This is a genomic window from Nonomuraea sp. NPDC049695 (genome assembly GCF_040674955.1).
In the GTDB taxonomy this organism is placed as follows: Bacteria; Actinomycetota; Actinomycetes; order Streptosporangiales; family Streptosporangiaceae; genus Nonomuraea; species Nonomuraea helvata.
Genome location: NZ_JBFANV010000037.1, coordinates 39,054 through 55,506, shown reverse-complemented (window position 1 = coordinate 55,506; position 16,453 = coordinate 39,054). Strand labels below are relative to the sequence as shown.

General features: G+C 71.4%; 14 protein-coding genes. 6 read left to right on the top strand and 8 right to left on the bottom strand.

What is annotated here, in order from left to right; translation table 11 throughout:
• The 5 genes from AB0J64_RS29100 to AB0J64_RS29080 all read right to left on the bottom strand — a co-directional run bounded on the left by AB0J64_RS29100 (position 1) and on the right by AB0J64_RS29080 (position 6,090).
• Positions 1–1,887 (bottom strand): beta-L-arabinofuranosidase domain-containing protein, encoded by a 1,887-nt coding sequence (locus AB0J64_RS29100; protein WP_364033463.1) that lies wholly within the window; start codon positions 1,885–1,887, stop codon positions 1–3.
• A gap of 28 nt (positions 1,888–1,915) precedes the next feature.
• Positions 1,916–2,722 (bottom strand): carbohydrate ABC transporter permease, encoded by an 807-nt coding sequence (locus tag AB0J64_RS29095; RefSeq protein WP_364033460.1) that lies wholly within the window; start codon positions 2,720–2,722, stop codon positions 1,916–1,918.
• The gene (locus tag AB0J64_RS29090; protein WP_364033457.1) at positions 2,719–3,696 is read right to left on the bottom strand and encodes a sugar ABC transporter permease; all 978 of its coding nucleotides are present in this window, start codon (positions 3,694–3,696) and stop codon (positions 2,719–2,721) included. Before AB0J64_RS29090 ends, AB0J64_RS29095 begins: the two co-directional genes overlap by 4 nt.
• 4 nt (positions 3,697–3,700) lie before the next feature.
• Positions 3,701–4,969 (bottom strand): extracellular solute-binding protein, encoded by a 1,269-nt coding sequence (locus AB0J64_RS29085; protein WP_364033454.1) that lies wholly within the window; start codon positions 4,967–4,969, stop codon positions 3,701–3,703.
• 83 nt (positions 4,970–5,052) lie between these two features.
• Positions 5,053–6,090, bottom strand: coding sequence for a LacI family DNA-binding transcriptional regulator (locus AB0J64_RS29080; RefSeq protein ID WP_364033451.1), 1,038 nt, complete (start codon positions 6,088–6,090; stop codon positions 5,053–5,055).
• A 364-nt stretch (positions 6,091–6,454) separates the two neighbouring features.
• Between AB0J64_RS29080 and AB0J64_RS29075 the strand changes: the two genes are divergently transcribed.
• A complete protein-coding gene (locus AB0J64_RS29075) occupies positions 6,455–6,814 on the top strand; it encodes a hypothetical protein (RefSeq protein WP_364033448.1) in 360 nt (119 codons plus the stop codon).
• Here AB0J64_RS29075 and AB0J64_RS29070 read toward each other — a convergent pair.
• On the bottom strand, positions 6,808–8,292 hold the full coding sequence (locus AB0J64_RS29070; RefSeq protein ID WP_364033445.1) for an MFS transporter: 1,485 nt from the start codon (positions 8,290–8,292) through the stop codon (positions 6,808–6,810). The genes AB0J64_RS29075 and AB0J64_RS29070 overlap by 7 nt on opposite strands.
• A 61-nt stretch (positions 8,293–8,353) precedes the next feature.
• Here AB0J64_RS29070 and AB0J64_RS29065 point away from each other — a divergent pair, with 61 nt between their 5' ends.
• The 3 genes from AB0J64_RS29065 to AB0J64_RS29055 all read left to right on the top strand — a co-directional run bounded on the left by AB0J64_RS29065 (position 8,354) and on the right by AB0J64_RS29055 (position 10,938).
• A complete protein-coding gene (locus tag AB0J64_RS29065) occupies positions 8,354–9,325 on the top strand; it encodes a WYL domain-containing protein (RefSeq protein WP_364033442.1) in 972 nt (323 codons plus the stop codon).
• Positions 9,326–9,740: 415 nt separating this feature from the next.
• A complete protein-coding gene (locus AB0J64_RS29060; protein ID WP_364033439.1) occupies positions 9,741–10,094 on the top strand; it encodes a hypothetical protein in 354 nt (117 codons plus the stop codon).
• A gap of 52 nt (positions 10,095–10,146) precedes the next feature.
• Complete coding sequence (locus AB0J64_RS29055; RefSeq protein WP_364033436.1) at positions 10,147–10,938, top strand: SAM-dependent methyltransferase; 792 nt, start codon at positions 10,147–10,149, stop codon at positions 10,936–10,938.
• A 9-nt stretch (positions 10,939–10,947) separates the two neighbouring features.
• Here AB0J64_RS29055 and AB0J64_RS29050 read toward each other — a convergent pair whose 3' ends face one another.
• Complete coding sequence (locus AB0J64_RS29050) at positions 10,948–12,249, bottom strand: protein kinase (RefSeq protein ID WP_364033433.1); 1,302 nt, start codon at positions 12,247–12,249, stop codon at positions 10,948–10,950.
• A 156-nt stretch (positions 12,250–12,405) separates the two neighbouring features.
• On the opposite strand from AB0J64_RS29050, the gene AB0J64_RS29045 reads away from it, so the two are divergent.
• Together AB0J64_RS29045 and AB0J64_RS29040 are read left to right on the top strand one after the other, a co-directional pair.
• Complete coding sequence (locus AB0J64_RS29045; protein WP_364033430.1) at positions 12,406–13,380, top strand: pirin family protein; 975 nt, start codon at positions 12,406–12,408, stop codon at positions 13,378–13,380.
• Between the two features lies 1 nt (position 13,381).
• Positions 13,382–13,702 (top strand): tetratricopeptide repeat protein, encoded by a 321-nt coding sequence (locus AB0J64_RS29040; protein WP_364033427.1) that lies wholly within the window; start codon positions 13,382–13,384, stop codon positions 13,700–13,702.
• Between the two features lie 9 nt (positions 13,703–13,711).
• Here the strand turns inward: AB0J64_RS29040 and AB0J64_RS29035 are convergent, their stop codons facing one another.
• Entirely contained in the window at positions 13,712–16,426 is a 2,715-nt protein-coding gene (locus AB0J64_RS29035; protein WP_364033424.1) for a LuxR family transcriptional regulator, read from the bottom strand.
• Positions 16,427–16,453 lie beyond the last annotated feature (27 nt).

The following is a 16,453-nucleotide window of genomic DNA, read 5'->3' as shown; positions in this document are numbered from 1 at the left end:
TCACTCCTTTTCGATGGGCAACCAGATGCGCATGCTCGACGGGCCGCGATGGGCCCATGAGTGGTACGGCCGCAGCGGCACGTCGATCCACTCGACGTCCGCCGCGGAGGCAGCCGTGGCACGGGAGTACGCCCACGGCCGGTCGGGGGGTGCGGCCAGGCGGCCGCGGACCCGGGCGCCGCCGGGCTCGGCACGCGGGCCGGACAGCGGGTCGATCGCCAGGGCGTCGAGCCCGCCGGGGTGCGGGAGGTCGTGCGACTCGGCGCACAGGACCTCGGGGCCGCGTTCGACGGCGACGCAGCCGCGTACGGCGTCGATGCGGGGGTCCGGCCAGGTGAAGCGGGGCTCCATCGGGAGTTCGAGCGTGATGACCTCGCCCGCCCGGAAGGCCCGCCGCACCGTGGCCATGCCGGGCTCGACCGCTCGCGCCCGCCCCTCGTCGGCGAGCGTGGCCCCGGCGGCCCAGGCGGGGACCCGCAGGGCGAGCGTCCAGAGCCCGTCGTCCAGGATCCGGACGCGGACGGTTCCGCTCTCCGGGTAGGCGGTCTCGACCTCCACCGCTGCCCGCCGCCCGTCCGGCAGCTCGGCGCGGATGGTCGAGGGCGCGTACTGGTGGATCTGCAGGCCGTCGTCGTCGGCGGTGGCGAGGTAGCCCTGGAGGCCGGCCAGGGTGCGGGCGACGTTCGTGGGGCAGCAGGAGACGTCGAACCAGGCGGCCCTGACGCCGGCCTCGGCGCGCGGGCTGACCTCGTCCGCGTCCGCCGGCCTGCCCGGGGCCCGCTGGTGGAGGGGGTTGGCGTAGAAGAACGCCCGGCCGTCGGGGCTCGGGGAGGTCGCGACGACGTTGTAGAGCGTGCGCTCGATGAGGTCGGTGTAGCGGACGTCGCCGGTGGCGAGGTGCAGGCGCCAGGAGACCATGATCGAGGCGACGCCGGCGCACGTCTCGCAGTAGGCCCGGTCCGGCGGCAGCTCCCAGTCCTCGCCGAAGCCCTCGTCCTGGTGGCGCGAGCCCATGCCGCCCGTGATGTAGGTGCGGCGCGCGACCGAGCGCTCCCACTGCCGCTCCACGGCACGCAGCAGCTCGTCGTCGCCGCGCTCGACGGCCACGTCCACGGCCGCGGCGCTCAGGTAGAGCGCGCGGACGGCGTGGCCGCGCCACACGTCGGCCTCCCGGATCGGGATGTCGTCCTGGAAGTACGCGCGCCCCAGCGGGATGTCCCCGAGCGTGCCGTGCCCGCGGCGGTCGAGGAAGAGGCGGGCCTGCTCGACGTAGCGCTCCTCCCCCAGTGCCCGGCCGAACTCGGCGAGGCCGACCTCGATCTCCGGGTGCCCGCAGATCCCGGGCACGCCGTCCGGGCCGAAGGCCCGGCACACGTGGTCGGCGGCCCGCCGCGCGACCCGTACCAGCTCGTCCTCGCCGTACGTGCGCAGCCGGGCCACCGCGGCCTGCAGGAGGTGGCCGGTGTTGTAGAGCTCGTGGCCCATCTCCAGGTCGCTGTAGCGCGGCTGCTGCTCGCCGTGCCCGAAGCAGGTGTTGAGGTACCCGTCCGGGTCCTGGGCGCGGGCGACGCGCGCGGTGAGCCGCTTGATCGCCGCCTCCGCCTCCGGGTCGGAGGTACGGCCCCACTCCCAGGACAGGGCCTCCAGCAGCTTGTAGACCTCCGAGTCGGAGAACGACCAGCCGGGACGGTCGGGCGAGGTCGTCCCGTCGGCGACCCGGTCGAAGTTGGCCAGCCAGCCGAGGCGCTCCATCCACGACTCGCAGTGTGCGAGTGTGGCCGTGGCGTTCACGGCCTGCCGGCTCCCCCAGAACCCTCCGGTGATGGAGACCTGCGCGAGCCCGAGAGGGCGCACCCGGCCCTGCGACGGCAGCACGGGGCTGGTCATGTGGTGAACCTTTCGACGAACGGGTGTTTCAGTCCTTCACGGCGCCCGCGGTGACCCCGGCGGCGATGTAGCGCTGCGCGAGGACCAGGAGGAAGGCCGCGGGGATGGACGCGATCACGGCGGTCGCCATGATCGAGTTCCACTCTGTGGTGTTGTTGCCGATGTAGCGGAAGATGCCGAGCGTGATCGGGATCACGTCGCTGTTGCGGTTGAGGGTCGAGGCGAAGATGAAGTCCGACCACGCCCACAGGAACGCGAAGAGCGAGACCGTGATCACCGAGTTGCGGCTCAGCGGCAGGATGATCGACCGGAACGTGCGCCAGGTGCTCGCCCCGTCGATCTGCGCCGCGGCCATGAGCTCGCCGGGGATGCTCGCCATGAACGCCCGGAAGAGCAGCACCCCGAACGGCACGGCCAGCGTCGAGTCGGCGACGATCAGGCCCGGCACGGTGTTGAGCATCCCGAGCCTGATGTAGATCGCGTAGAAGCCCATGGCCATGACGACGCCGGGGATCATCTGCGCGACGAGGAGCAGGAAGTCCATCCCACGCGCGCCCGGTGGGCGCAGCCTGGCCAGCGAGAATCCCGCCGGAAGGGCCACGACCAGCGTGAGCGCGACGGTGCCGAGGCCGATGAACAGGCTCGTGGCCAGGGCCGGCAGCTGCTGGGCGAACGCGGCCGCGTACCCCTCGAACGTGGGGTTCCACGGGAACCAGTGCGGCGGGTCCGCGCGCATGTCGCCCGTCCTGGTGAGGGAGACGTTGAACATCCAGTAGACCGGGAAGAGCATCAGCCCGACGAGCACGACGCCCACCGCGGTCTTCCATTTGTTCATGAAGATCCCTCCTTGCGCTGGAGACGCACGTGCAGGAGTCCCGCGGCGAAGGCGATGAGGATGAGCAGGTTGCCGACGGCCGCCGCCGGCGAGAAGTCGGGCTGGCCGGTGCCGAACGCCTCGCGGTACGACCAGATGGCCAGCGTCGTCGAGGCGTCCGCCGGCCCGCCCTTCGTCATGATCCAGATGATGTCGACGACCTTGAGCGTGTAGATCAGGCCGAGCAGCAGCGTGATCGCCGACACCGGGCGCAGCAGCGGGAAGGTGATGCGCCAGAACCGCTGCCACCCGTTCGCCCCGTCCAGGCCGGCGGCCTCGTACAGGTCGGGCGGGATGTTCTGCAGCCCGGCGTACAGGATGACCAGGTTGAACGGGATGCCGAGCCAGATGTTGGCGATGGTGACGGCCAGCAGCGAGGTGCCGGGCGAGGTGAGCCAGTTGATCTGGCCGATCCCGAACGCCTGCAGGGCCGCGTTGACGATGCCGTTGTCGCTGTTGAGCATCCACGACCAGGTCGAGGCGGAGACGATCAGCGGCAGCAGCCACGGCACGAGGAACATCGCGCGCAGCACCGCGGACAGGCGGAAGTTGCGGTGGAAGAAGACCGCGAGCGCCAGGCCGAGCGCGTACTGGGCGGCGATGGAGACCAGGGTGAACACGGCCGTGTTGCGCAGCGCCCGGACGAACGTGTCGTCGGACAGGATGTCCGCGTAGTTGTCCAGCCCCGTGAACTCGGCGTCGCCCCGCACGAACGCCCGGGGCGTGTAGTCGTGCACGCTGAGGTCGATGTTGCGGTAGAGCGGGTAGGCGTAGAAGACGGCCAGGTAGATCACGAGCGGTGCGAGGAACGCGAGAGCCGTCCACTTCCCCGACCGCCGCCGGGGAGCCGCGTGGACCGCTCCGCGCGCCATGACCGCTTCGGTGCCTTCGGTGGCTTCGGTGGCTTCGGTGGCTTTGGTGCGGAGGGAGGTCATCGGATCAGCTGCCGGTGGCCTGCTTCGCCTGCGCCTGCGCCTGCTTGAGCGCGTCGGCGGGGGTGGCCGCGCCGCTCAGCGCCTTCTGCACCCCGGTCCACAGCGCCTCGGAGATCTTCGGGTACTTGGTGCCGAGGTTGTCGCTGGTCCGGCCCTTGGCCGAGCGCACGGCGTCGACCCACGGCTTCAGCTCCGGCTCCTTGGCGAGGATCGCCTGCTGCCCCTCGGCGGTGGAGGGGATGTAGTACGCGAACGTCGTACCGGTCTCCACCAGGCCCTCCGGCGTCGTCATGCACTCGAGGATCTTCTTGGTGACGTCGTAGCGCTTGGTGTCCTTCTGCACCGGGACCGTGATGAACTCGCCGCCCGTGGGCGTGGCGGCGGTGCCGCCGTCCTTGCCGGGGATCTGCACGATCCCGGTGGGGAAGCCCGCCTTCTTGGCGCTGTTGATCTGCCAGGTGCCGTTCTCGGCGAACGCGAACTCCCCGGTCAGGAACTGCTCCCAGGTGGTGTTCTGGGAGTTGCTGATGACGGAGTTGGGCGCGGTGCCGTCCTTGACCCACTTCGTCCACAGGTCGAGGGCCGCCACGGCTTGGGGCGAGTCGAGCTGGGTGAGCTGCGCGCCGGAGCCCCAGAACCACGGCAGGAACTGGAACGAGCCCTCCTCCGTGCCGATGGCCGAGAACGTGATCGGCTTCTTGCCCGCGGCCTTGACCTTCTTCAGCGCCGCGTCGAGCGAGGCCCAGTCCTTGATCGACTTGGGGTCGACGCCGGCCGCGTCGAGGATCTTCTTGTTGTAGTAGAGCGCGAGGGTGTTCGCGCCGATGGGGATGCCGTACGTCTTGCCGTCCAGCTCGCCGGCGGCGATGAGGTTCTTGTCGAACCTCGCCGTGTCGAGGCCGAAGTCGGACATCGCGGTGAGCATCCCGGCGTCGGCGAGCGTCGAGACGGCGGGGTTGTCGAGGAGGATGACGTCCGGCGCGTTGCCCTCCTGGCCGGCGAGCAGGGCCTGGTTGGTCAGCGCGGTGGTGTCGTACGCGGTGCGCTTGATGGTGACGCCGGCCTGCTGCCCGCAGGAGTCGACCCGCTTCGCCCAGGCGGAGGACGCGTCGTGCTGCGGGTACGGGTCCCACCACGTGTACGCGCCGCCTCCGCTCGCGCCGCCGTCCGTGGGGGCGGTGGCGGTGGCGCCGCCCTGGGGGGCGGACGCGCAGGCGGCCAGAGCGGACAGTGCCAGGACGGCGGTTCCGAAGACCGCCGCCCTCGTGGACATCGACGGACGGTTCATCGATCTCACTCCAATGTTAGCGCTCACAATGAGCGCGACCGGAAGGTGTCGGAGGGTCGGGCCCGCTGCTAGCGGGCGTTCGGGCGAGGTGCTCCCGGAGGTGCGGTGCTGCCCCGGGAGATGAGTTCGGGAGAGATGAAGCGCACCACGAACGGCTCGTCGCGCGCCGCCGGCGACTCCACGCGGCGGACGAGCTGGCGCACCGCCATGGACCCGAGGCGGTCGGGCGCGCTCTCGATGAACGAATAGGGCAGGGAGAAGGTCGCGGCGAACTCGGCGGAGTAGCGCCCGATGACCGACAGGTCCTCGGGCACGCGCAGCCCTCGCTCGTGGGCGACGGAGGGCAGCGCCGCCGTGGCCGCCTCGTTGTTGACCATCAGGCCGGTCGCCGACGGGTAGGCGTCGAGCAGCGCGTTGAGCAGGCGGCCGACGGCCGGCTGGCGGGACTCGCCGTACACCGCGTGCAGCGTGACGCCGAGCTGCCGGGCCCGTTCGAGCGCGGCGTCGCGGAGGCGCCACACGTACGCGCCGCCCCGCTCGACCACGTGCTCGGGCTGCGAGATCAGGATGAGCTCGCGGTGGCCGAGGCGGTGGAGGTGGTCCACCATCACCCTGCCGGCCTCCTCGAAGTCGAGGTCGAACACGTCCAGCCCGGAGCAGTCGCCCGGCAGGCCGACCAGGGCGCCCGGCTGCGGCGCCGCCCGCAGGATGGGCAGCCTCTGGTCGTCCTGCGCGATGTTCATGAGGACGACACCGTCGACCATGCGGGAGTCGGTGATGCGCCGCAGCGCCCGCGCGCCGTCGGCCTCGGTGACCAGCAGCGTGTCGTAGCCCAGGTCGCGGGCGGTGTCGGTGACACCCACGATGTACTGCATCATCGCGGGCGCGAACTCGTCTTCGTGGAACTGGGCGAGCAGACCGAGGACCTTGGTCTGGGACGTGGCGAGCGCGCGGGCGCCTGCGTTCGGCGTGTACGCGAGCGCCTCGGCGGCCGCCAGAACGCGCCGGCGCACCTCCTCCGAGATGGGCCGCTTGCCCGACAGCGCGTACGACGCCGTGCTGCGGCTCACCCCGGCCTCCCGGGCCACGTCTCCGATCGTCGCCACACTCACCTCCTGTAGTTGAACCGGTTCGACAGTGACGTTGCGAATGCCCTCACATCGTCGACCGGACGGCGCCCTTGTCCTGGTGTTGGGGCAAGGCCGACCCGGACCGGGGCGGGAAGCTCTCGCCCTGCGGCCGCCGAAGTAAGCGAACCGGTTCAACGATGTGGCTCGACTGTCGCGCCGCCAGGCAGCAGGCGTCAAGGGCGAGGGCAACCGGCGATACCAAATCGTGACATGCCGGAAACACGATAGATCGACCCATTGACGCACGGAGCGCGGCTACGTAACCTCAGCGAAACCCTCAGTTGCGTTGCCGTGCCCTCCCTGAGATTTGTTAACGCTCACACCTCCCAGGGACATCGTGATGACCTTTCCGAGCATCACCCAGGCCATGCGAGCCGGATTACTCCCGGCCGCCCTCACCATGGCGTTGACCACGGGCGTCGCGAATGCGGCGACCGCGGACCCGCCCGCTCCCGTGCTCGTCTACGCGTTCGACGCGGACGACCTCTCCACCGGCACGATCACCGACTCCTCCGGCAACGGCCTGGACGGAACGCTGGTCAACGGCTCCACCGCGTCGCTGGTGGACGGCGCGGGAGGAGGCCGCGCCCTGAACCTGCCCGGCGGCGCGCCGACCTCCGACGCCGCTGACCAGCAAGAACGCTGCCGAAGGCTAAACGGCAAGCTGAGCGGTGCGGTTCTCCCCACACGGGTTCACTGATTGACGTGCTCGGCCGCGGCCTTCGGGAGCGCGAGCATCACGAGTGCCGCCACGACGTAGAGCACCGCGGAGACGACGAGGACGATGCTGAGCGCGTGACCGTAGTCGGCCAGTCCCGGTGTGCCGGTCGTCGATCCGGTGACGGCGGTGAAGAAGACCGTGCCGAGAACGGCGATGCCGATGGCGCCGCCGATCTGGTTGACGGTGGAGAGCACGCCGCCCGCGGCGCCCGCGTTGCGTCCGGGGATGCCGGCGAGGACGACGTTGACGAGGATGGGGGCGGCAAGACCGAGCCCTAGGCCGCCGATGAAAAGAGCGAGGGCAAGGTGCCAGTATCCGGGATCGTTGCCGTCCCTGATGATCGCCCACAGGACGAGCTGGGATGCCGCGATGGTGAGCGAGCCGATGATCAGCAGGGCTCTCCCGGCCTTGGCGGCGAGAGCGACGCCGAGCCCTGAGGTGATGATGGAGCCGAGCGCGTAAGGCAGGATCACCAGGCCGGTCTCCCACGCGGTGCGGTCTGTGCCGTTCTGGAGGTAGACCGACAGGGTGAGGAAGAACGACCCGATGCCGCCGAAGAAGAGCACGGACGCGCTCAGGCCGATCGCGAAGGCGCGGATTCGGAGCAGAGCCGGATCGAAGACGGGTTCGTTACCGCGTCCGGTGAGACGGCGCTCGTAGGCGAGGAAGATCGCCAGCACGACGATTCCGGCGGCGAGGAGGGCGTAACTGGCCCAGGTCCATCCCCAGGTCTCGGTCTGGATGATCGGCAGGAGCAGGAGCAGGATGCCTGAGGCCGCGAGCAGCGCGCCCAGGAGGTCCAGCCGCGCGGTCGAGGTGGAGCGGGACTCCGGCAGAACCTTCGCGCCGATGATGAGCGCCAGGATCGAGACAGGCACGTTGATCCAGAAGATTGTGCGCCATCCCAGATCGAACAGGTCGCCGTCAACGAGCAGCCCACCCAGCAGTGGGCCGGCGACCGACGCGAGACCCTGGACCGCCCCATAGGCGCCGAACGCCTTGGCACGCTCGCCCGGAGCGAACGATGCCCGGATGATCCCGAACACCTGCGGAACCATGATCCCTGCGGTCAGTCCCTGCGCGGCGCGCATGCCGATGAGCATTCCCGGATCGGCGGCCAGCGCGCAGAGTGCGGAGGTGAGCATGAACCCGGCCAGCCCGATCATGAACAGGCGCTTGCGGCCGTACTGGTCACCGAGCCGTCCGCCGGTGATCAGGCCCGCACCCAGGGCGAGGACGTAGGCGGCGATCGTCCACTGGATCTGAGCGTCGCTGGCCCCCAGGTCTTGGGCTATCGCCGGGGCCGCGACGGTGACGATCGTCGCGTCGACAAGGTCCATGAAGGAGCCGAAGAGCACCACCAGGAGCGCCGCGCTCGCGCCCGCGCCGGAGATGAGTGCCGCGGAAGCGGCGGGTGCATGCGTGCCCTCTTGAGGAGGGCTCTGTGAAGCGGTCATGCAGGCCACAATGGCAGGTATAGTTGCCATCGAGTGGCCGCTTTATGTGAGGGGATGAGCGATGGCTGCCACCTCCGCGCGGACGCTCAAGCTGCTGTCGATCTTCGGGATCGGCGCGACCCTGACCGCTGAGGAGCTCGCCACCAGGCTCGGGACGTCTGTGCGGACCGTGCGACGCGACATCGACACACTCAGAGAGCTCGGGTACGAGATCGAGGCCGTGCGCGGCGCGGGCGGAGGTTACCGGCTCGGCCGCGCCACCCGGTTGGCGCCGGTCGTCTTCGACGAGGACCAGGCTGTCGCGGTGGCCGTCGCGCTCCAGACCGTCCCCACGATCCTGTCCGGCATCCGCGAGAACTCGGCCCGCGCCCTCGCCACGCTGCAGCAGGCGATGCCCGCCCGCAGCCGTATCCACGCCGAAGCGTTCACCGTGTCCGCAGCGCGCAACTACTGGGAGTTCCCCGCAGCGCCCATCGACGCCGAGATCATCGGCGTCATCGGTGGCGCGATCAACCGACAGCACATCGTTCGCGTGGACTACACCGGCGAGGACGAACCGACGACGCTCACGCTGGAACCGCACGACCTCGTCGTGTGGGCGGCACGCTGGTACCTCGTCGCGTTCGAACCGGACGCGGACCGATGGCGCGCGATGCGAATCGACCGCCTCGAACCACGCATGCCCACGGGGAGAACCTTCGACCGCCGCGACGTCCCGCACAGCGATCCGGTCGCATTCGTCATGAGCACGCACGACCGCGGCGACACCCCGGCGGAATGGCCATGCCGCGGGTCGGCGCTCGTCGCACTACCTGCGCCCGTCGTCGCCCAGTTCGCCCCCGGCGGATCGACGGTCGAGCACGACACCGACTCCAGCTGCCGACTCACGCTCGGTGCGTGGTCATGGGCAGGGCTGGCAGGACTGCTCCTGACTTTCGACGCCGACGTCACGGACATCGAACCGGCAGAGCTCAGGCAGGCGCTACGCTCCTTGCGCAGTCGCATCGACGAAGGACTCAGGCGCGCTATGTGAGTTCACTGGGATGTGTCGAGGCTGGGGACCGCTACACGGATAGGTGACAGCGCCACGGGTTAAACGACAAGTTCAGAGCTACATTCGGCCACACTCAAACACCAACAGCCGCGAACTCCCGCCGGCGCGGGCACTCTGACGGCGTCCTCACCTTAGCTGTGGGAGCGGTCGTACGAGGCGGAGGACGCGAAGTACACCCTCCCTCTACGAGGCTGAGCTGGCCGACCTGCGCGGGACCCGCCCGTCGTACGAGGGCGGGCACAAGGGCGACATCTCGGGCTCCGGGGTCGTCGCGGTCGGCCGCGGCGCTTCGGCCACCTTCGGGGTCTACTCCGCTCGGGACGCCGCGGCCGCTCTCGATCCGAGGCTGCTCGGGTCCGGCAGGTTCGGGACACCGCTCGTCGACCGCCTCGAGGTGCGGTCGGCCGCTACCGGCACGTACGCCATGCGCATCCGCTACTCCAACCCGGAGCAGTCGGCCGCCACGCACTACAACCCGGACCCGCTCGCCAGGCACGCCGACATCTCGGTGAACGGCGCCACTCCGCAGCGCGTCATGTTCCCGCACACGTTCCACGAGAACAACTTCTGGGAGCTGACGGTCCCGGTGCGGCTGAAGCGGGGCGAGAACAGCGTGGAGTTCTCGGCGGCGGAACTGCCCGACTTCGACGGCACCACCTACGCGTCGGAGACCTTTCCCGGAGTGCTCCTGCGCTCGCAGTACGCTCCCCTGATCGACAAGATCACGGTGGCTCCGTACAGCGGCTGATCCATGCGGAACCGCCCGTGGGCTGATCGGGAAGATCGTATACGCTTCCGGAATGGACGCCGACCCCAGGATCGACCGTACGAAGCCGCATTCCGCCCGGGTCTGGAACCACCTGCTCGGCGGAGAGGACAACTACCCCGTGGACCGCGAGGCCGGGGACGCTCTCCTGCGCATGTTCCCCGATTTCGCGCAGGTGGCCAGGCTCCAGCGGGAGTTCCTCCGGCGAGCGGTGACGTACCTCGTCACCGAGGCGGGCATCAGGCAGTTCCTCGACATCGGCGCGGGTCTGCCCACCGCCGACAACACGCACGAGGTGGCGCAGCGCATCGCGCCCGAGTCCCGCATCGTCTACGTCGACAACGACCCGCTGGTGCTCGTGCACGCCCGCGCCCTGCTCTCCGGCAGCCCGGAGGGCATGACCGACTACGTCGACGCCGACGTGCGCGAGCCCGGCACCGTCCTCGCGGCAGCGGCCAAGACGCTGGACTTCGCCCGGCCGATCGGCCTGATGATGCTCAGCATCGCCGGTCAGGTGCCCGATTACGGTGTCGCCACCGATCTCGTCCGCCGCTATGTCGCGGCGCTGCCGTCCGGCAGCCACCTGGCGCTGTCCGACGGCGTCGACGTCAACCCGGCGCTGGTGGAGGCGGTGAGCTTCTACAACGAGCGGGCCGCCTTCCCCTACACGCTGCGCAGCCCCGAGCAGCTGGCCGGCTATTTCGAGGGGCTCGAGCTCGTGGAGCCGGGCGTGGTGTCCACGCCGCTCTGGCGGCGGCCGTCCGGGTCACCGCAGCCTCAGGCCACCACGGTCCACGCGGTCTGCGGTGTGGGCCGCAAACCGTAACGAGCGCACTCAACAGGTCTGGGGCCAGCAGGTGAAGGGGTTGTCCATCGTGGACGGCTGCCACTGCGTGGGAGCGGGTGGCGGGGCGGTGGTTGTCTCTTTTGTCGGTTCGGGGGCGCTTCCCGAGCTCGGGTCGGGTGTCGAGCGCACGCCGGACTCGTTGTCCACCGACGTGGTCACGGGGTGCTTGGTGCGCGTCCGCTTGGCGGTGGGCGCCGACGTCTTGGGGCGGGGCGTCTGACTGAGTGCCGGGGGTATCGTCCGCCGTGCCGTGATCTTCGTCTGTGACGGCAGCGTGGGCTGGGCCGTGCCGGACGAGACCGGCGGCTGGGAGGCCGGGCTGCTCTCCGGGGCCGAGCTCACCGGCTGGCCGCCCGTGTTGAGCAGCACGCCGCCCGCGACGATCAGCGCCGCCGCCGCACTGCCCGCGAACGTCAGCATCACCGTACGGCGCCGCCCGCGCGCCGGAGGAGACGGGGGCGGCGCCGGAGGAGGCGCCGGCGTCGTGGCCGCCGAGGTCAGCCGGGCGACCAGGTCGTCGGCGCTCGGCCGCCTGGCCGGATCCTTGGACAGGGCGGCGGTGACGAGCTCGAGCAGCGTCCCGCTGAGCCCGGAGATGTCCGGTTCCTGGTTGAGGATGCGGTTGATCACCGCCGCGGTGGAGTCGGCGCCGAACGCGGACCGGCCCGAGGCGGCGAACACCACGGTCCCGCCCCACGCGAAGATGTCGGCCGCCGCCGTCACCGGCACCCCGCCGAGTTGCTCCGGCGCGAGGTAGGCTGGCGTCCCCATCACCGATCCGGACGAGGTGGTGCCCGGGGCGTCCAGAGCGCGGGCGACCCCGAAGTCGATCACGACGGGGCCCTCCGGCCCCATCAGGATGTTGCCGGGCTTGAAGTCCCCGTGCCGGATGCCGGCGCGGTGGATGGCGGCCAGCGCGGTGGCGGTGCTGATGACCAGCCGGTCGAGCGCGGCGCCGCGCCGCGGCCCTTCCAGGGTGACGAGGTCGTGCAGCGAGGGCCCCGGCACGTACTCGCTGACGATGTACGGCTGCTGGCCCGCGATGTCGGCGTGGAGCACGGGCGCGGTGGAGAACCTTGCCACCCGCTGGGCAAGCTGCACCTCGCGCAGGAACCTGCTCCGCGCGCCGGGGTCGGTCAGCAGGCCGCGGTGCAGGAGCTTGACGGCGACCAGCTCCCCGGTCTCCGCCCGCCCGAGATAGACGACGCCCTGGCCGCCCTCGCCGATGCGGGCGAGCATGTCGTACGGACCCAACCGCCGCGGATCGTCCGCCACCAACGGCTGGTTCACCGTAAACCCCCAATAGATCAACAGACAGTGCAGAAACCTACCAGTGGGCGTGTTGGGATGTCCCCCACTTGCGATCAAGGTAGGCCGGGGAATGCCCGGCGGCGTTCACGTGTTGTGGCGAGCAACCAGTTGAAGTTTCAACAACCAGGAGGGGTCATGCCCGCCATCACCGCCGACACCCTGACGCTGCCGCGCGTCGCCGTACCGGACCCGGCCACCGTCGTGCGGCGGCCCGTGAGGTCGGTGACGACCGCGCCCAGCGGGTTCGAGGGCGAGGGCTTCCCGGTACGGCGCGCGTTCGCCGGCGTGCCGCAGTCCGCGCTGGACCCGTTCATCCACATGGACCAGATGGGTGAGGTCGAGTACGCGCCCGGCGAGCCCAAGGGCACCCCCTGGCACCCGCACCGCGGCTTCGAGACCGTCACCTACATCATCGACGGCATCTTCGAGCACCAGGACTCCAACGGCGGCGGCGGCACGATCACCGACGGCGACACCCAGTGGATGACCGCGGGTTCGGGCCTGCTGCACATCGAGAAGCCGCCGGAGCACCTGGTGGTCTCGGGCGGGCTGTTCCACGGCGTCCAGCTCTGGGTCAACCTGCCTCGCGCCCACAAGTTCCACGTGCCCCGCTACCAGGACATCCGCGGCCGCCAGACGGCGCTGCTCGCCTCGGCCGACGGCGGCGCGCTGCTGCGGGTGATCGCCGGCGACCTGGACGGGCACGGCGGTCCCGGCGTCACGTTCACGCCGATCACGATGGTGCACGCGACCGTGAGCCCCGGCGCGCGGCTGGAGCTGCCGTGGAACCCGGGCTTCAACGCCCTCGCGTACGTGCTGGCCGGGCAGGGCTTCGCCGGTGACGAGCGCAGGCCGGTCCGCAAGGGCCAGCTGGCCGTCTTCGGCCAGGGCGGGGCGCTCACCGTCGCCGCCGACACGGCTCAGCCGCAGGCCGAGCCGAACCTGGAGGTGCTGCTGCTCGGCGGGCAGCCCATCCGCGAGCCGGTCGTCCACTACGGCCCCTTCGTGATGAACACCCGCGCCGAGATCCTTCAGGCGATGGAGGACTACCAGGCCGGCCGCCTGGGCGTCGTCCCCGCCGGACGCGTCCCGCACACCGGAGAGGAGTGACATGCCGATCGAGAGGCTTGCCGAGGAGTACGAGCGGGGTCGCCTGTTCTTCGACTCGGAGGACTACATCGGGGCCGCGCGCATCCTGGCCCAGGTGGTGGCCGCGGCGCCGGACAACCTGTCGGCCCGGCTGCTGCTGGCCCGCGCCTACTACCACTCGGCCCAGCTCCGCCGGGCCGAGGCCGAGCTCCGGGTGATCCTGGAGCGCGATCCGGCGGAGGGGTACGCCTGCCTGCTGCTCGGCCGTACGCTGCAGCGCCAGAACCGGCCGAAGGACGCCGAGCCGTACCTGCGGCTCCACGCCGCCATGACCGGCGCGTGAGATGCCCGATCAGCCCAGCTCGAGGCCGGCGAGCTGGGCCCGGCTCGTCACGTTGAGCTTGGGGAAGGCCCGGTAGAGGTGGTAGCTGACGGTCTTGGGGCTGAGGAAGAGGCGCGCCCCGATCTCCTTGTTGGTGCGGCCCGCCGCGGCCAGGCGGACGATCTGCAGCTCCTGCGGGGACAGGACGCCCTGCGGGGAGGCGGCGGACCGGGCCTCGGCCGCGACGGCGGACAGAGCGGTGTCGCCGGCGGCGCGCAGCTCGCTTCTGGCACGCTCGGCCCAGGGCCGGGCGTCCAGGCGCTCGAAGGTCTCGAGCGCGGCACGCAGGTGGGCGCGGGCGGCGCTCTTGTGCCGATCCCTGCGCAGGCGCTCGCCGTAGACCAGCGCGGTGCGCGCCGCCTCCCAGGGGTGGCCTGCGCCTGTGTGCAGCCGTACGGCGGCACGGAAATGATCGTGTGCCCGATCGCCGTCGGGTTCGAGCAGGGCCAGGCAGCGGTGCAGGACGGCCTCGGCCCAGGCCAGGCCGGAGGCCCGCGCCCAGGACTCGTAGCGGTGTAGCGCCCCGTCGGCGGGCAGGCCGAGCCGGGCCGCGGCCTCGATCTGGTCGGGGGCGAAGTGAACGGCCTGGAACTGGTGGCGCACCGGACCGGCCATGGCCGCCTCCAGCCGGTCCAGCGCCTCGGCGAAGCGGCCCTGGCCCAGGTCGAGCAGGGCCTGCGCCCACTGTGCCCAGGCCAGGCCGTTGACGATGCCGTTGGCGTCGTAGTGCGCGTGCGAGGCGGCGGCCAGCTCGGCGCAGCGGCCCGCCTCACCTCGTACGGCGGCGATCCAGGCGAGCATGCCCTGCATGCAACCGGCCCGGCTCGGCCTGCCGGTCTCGGCGGTCAGCCGCAGTCCCTCGCTCGCGGTGGCCGTGGCGTCCGTGAACCTGCCGAGGAAGATCTCGCTGGTGGCGAGCGTGATGTGGAGCACGGCGAGCTTGCTGATCTCGCCGTTGGCCCGGCATTCGTCGGCGGCCGCCCGCGCGATCTCCCCCGCGGCCTGGAAGTCACCGACCTGGAGGGCGAAGTAGGAGGCGTTGATGCGGCGTGAGTGCATCTCCGGGGTGATCCGGCTGCCCCTGGCCACCAGCTCGCGCATGATCGGCAGCGCGGCGGCGGGGCCGTCGGTCAGCAGCGACGCGGACCCCAGAGCGGCCTGCCTGGCGAGGTCGAGGTCGTCCTCCGGGCGCAGGTCCAGCGCGCGCAGGCGGGCGGCGGCCTCGACGAGCCCGTCGGCGTCGCCGAGACGGTTGGCGTTGCGTGCCGCCTCGACCAGCATCAGAGCGGCGGCGGCGCGGTCGTCGCCGGCCACGTCCGCCGCGCCTTTGAGCAGCAGCTCGTGGGCCCGCCGCGGGGCGCCCTGGCCGAAGGCGATCCTGGCCCGCAGGGTGGGCAGCGTGGCGCGGGCCGAGGCGTCCGGCACGAGGGCGGTGGCGGCGTCGATGAGGTGCTGGGCCCGCTGGAGCCGGCCTTCCTCGGTGGCGTCCACGGCGGCCGAGAGCAGCCGCCGCCCCTTGAGCTCCGAGTCCTCGCTCAGCTCGGCGGCCCGCTCGAACGCGGCGGAGGCGCTGACGTTCGCGCCGCGCGCCCTGGCCCGGTGGGCGGTCTCCTCCAGCGCTCGCGCGGCCGTCTCGTCCGGGCCCGTCGCGGCGGCGGCCAGGTGCCAGGCCCGCCGGTCGGGCTGACCGGCCAGCAGCCCGGCCAGGATCCGGTGCGCCTCCAGACGCAGGTCGTACGTGCTGAGCTGGAAGACCGCCGCGCGCATGAGCGGATGGGCGAAACTCACGTGCCGCCCGGCGATCCTGACCAGCCCGGAACGCTCGGCCGCTCCGAGAGCGGCGGGTTCGATGCCGAGTGCGGCGCAGGCGTTCGTGATCACGTCCAGGTCGCCGCCGTCCGCCAGCGCGGTGACCAGCAGCGCGGTCCGGGCGTCCTGGGGCAGGCGGCCGACGCGGGCGGCGTAGGCCAGCCGCAGGCGTTCCGGCAGCGGCAGCGGGCTGTGGTCGTAGGCCGGCAGATCGGCGGTGCGCGGCAGTTCGAGCAGGGCGAGCGGGTTGCCCGCGCCCTCCTTGATGATCTTCAGGCGTGTCGCGCCGGTGAGCTCGGGCGCGGCGTCGGCGAGCACCTGGGCGGCGCTGCGGTCGTCCAGGCCGGCCAGCCGCCGCTCCGGCAGGCCCGCCGGGTCGAAGCCGTCGCGCGCGCCGAACAGGAGGACGACGCCCTCCGCGTGCAGCCGGTGCGCGGCGAAGCGCAACGCGCGCGCCGACGCCTGGTCCAGCCAGTGCGCATCGTCGACCAGGCAGAGCAGGGGCCGCTCCTCGGCCAGCTCCGCCAGCAGCGACAGCACCGCCACGCCGACGTGGAACCGGTCGTCGGCTCTCGCCGGGGCCAGCCCCAGAGCGCCCGCCAGCGCCGCCGCCTGGGGCTCGGGCAGCGCGCCGAGGCGGTCGAGCCCGCCGCGCAGGAGCAGGTGGAGCGAGGCGTACGGGATGTCCGCCTCGGTCTCGATGCCCAGGCCGCGCAGCACCTCCATGTCCCCCGCGCGTTCCTCGGCGTACGCCAGCAGCGAGGTCTTGCCGATCCCCGGCTCGCCCTTGATCACCAGGACGCCGGAGCGGCCGTCGCGCGCCTGGTCGAGCAGCACGTCGATGGCTCTCTGATCAGACTCCCGGCCCCGAAGCACGGGACGAATCCTAGTCATTCGTCCGGT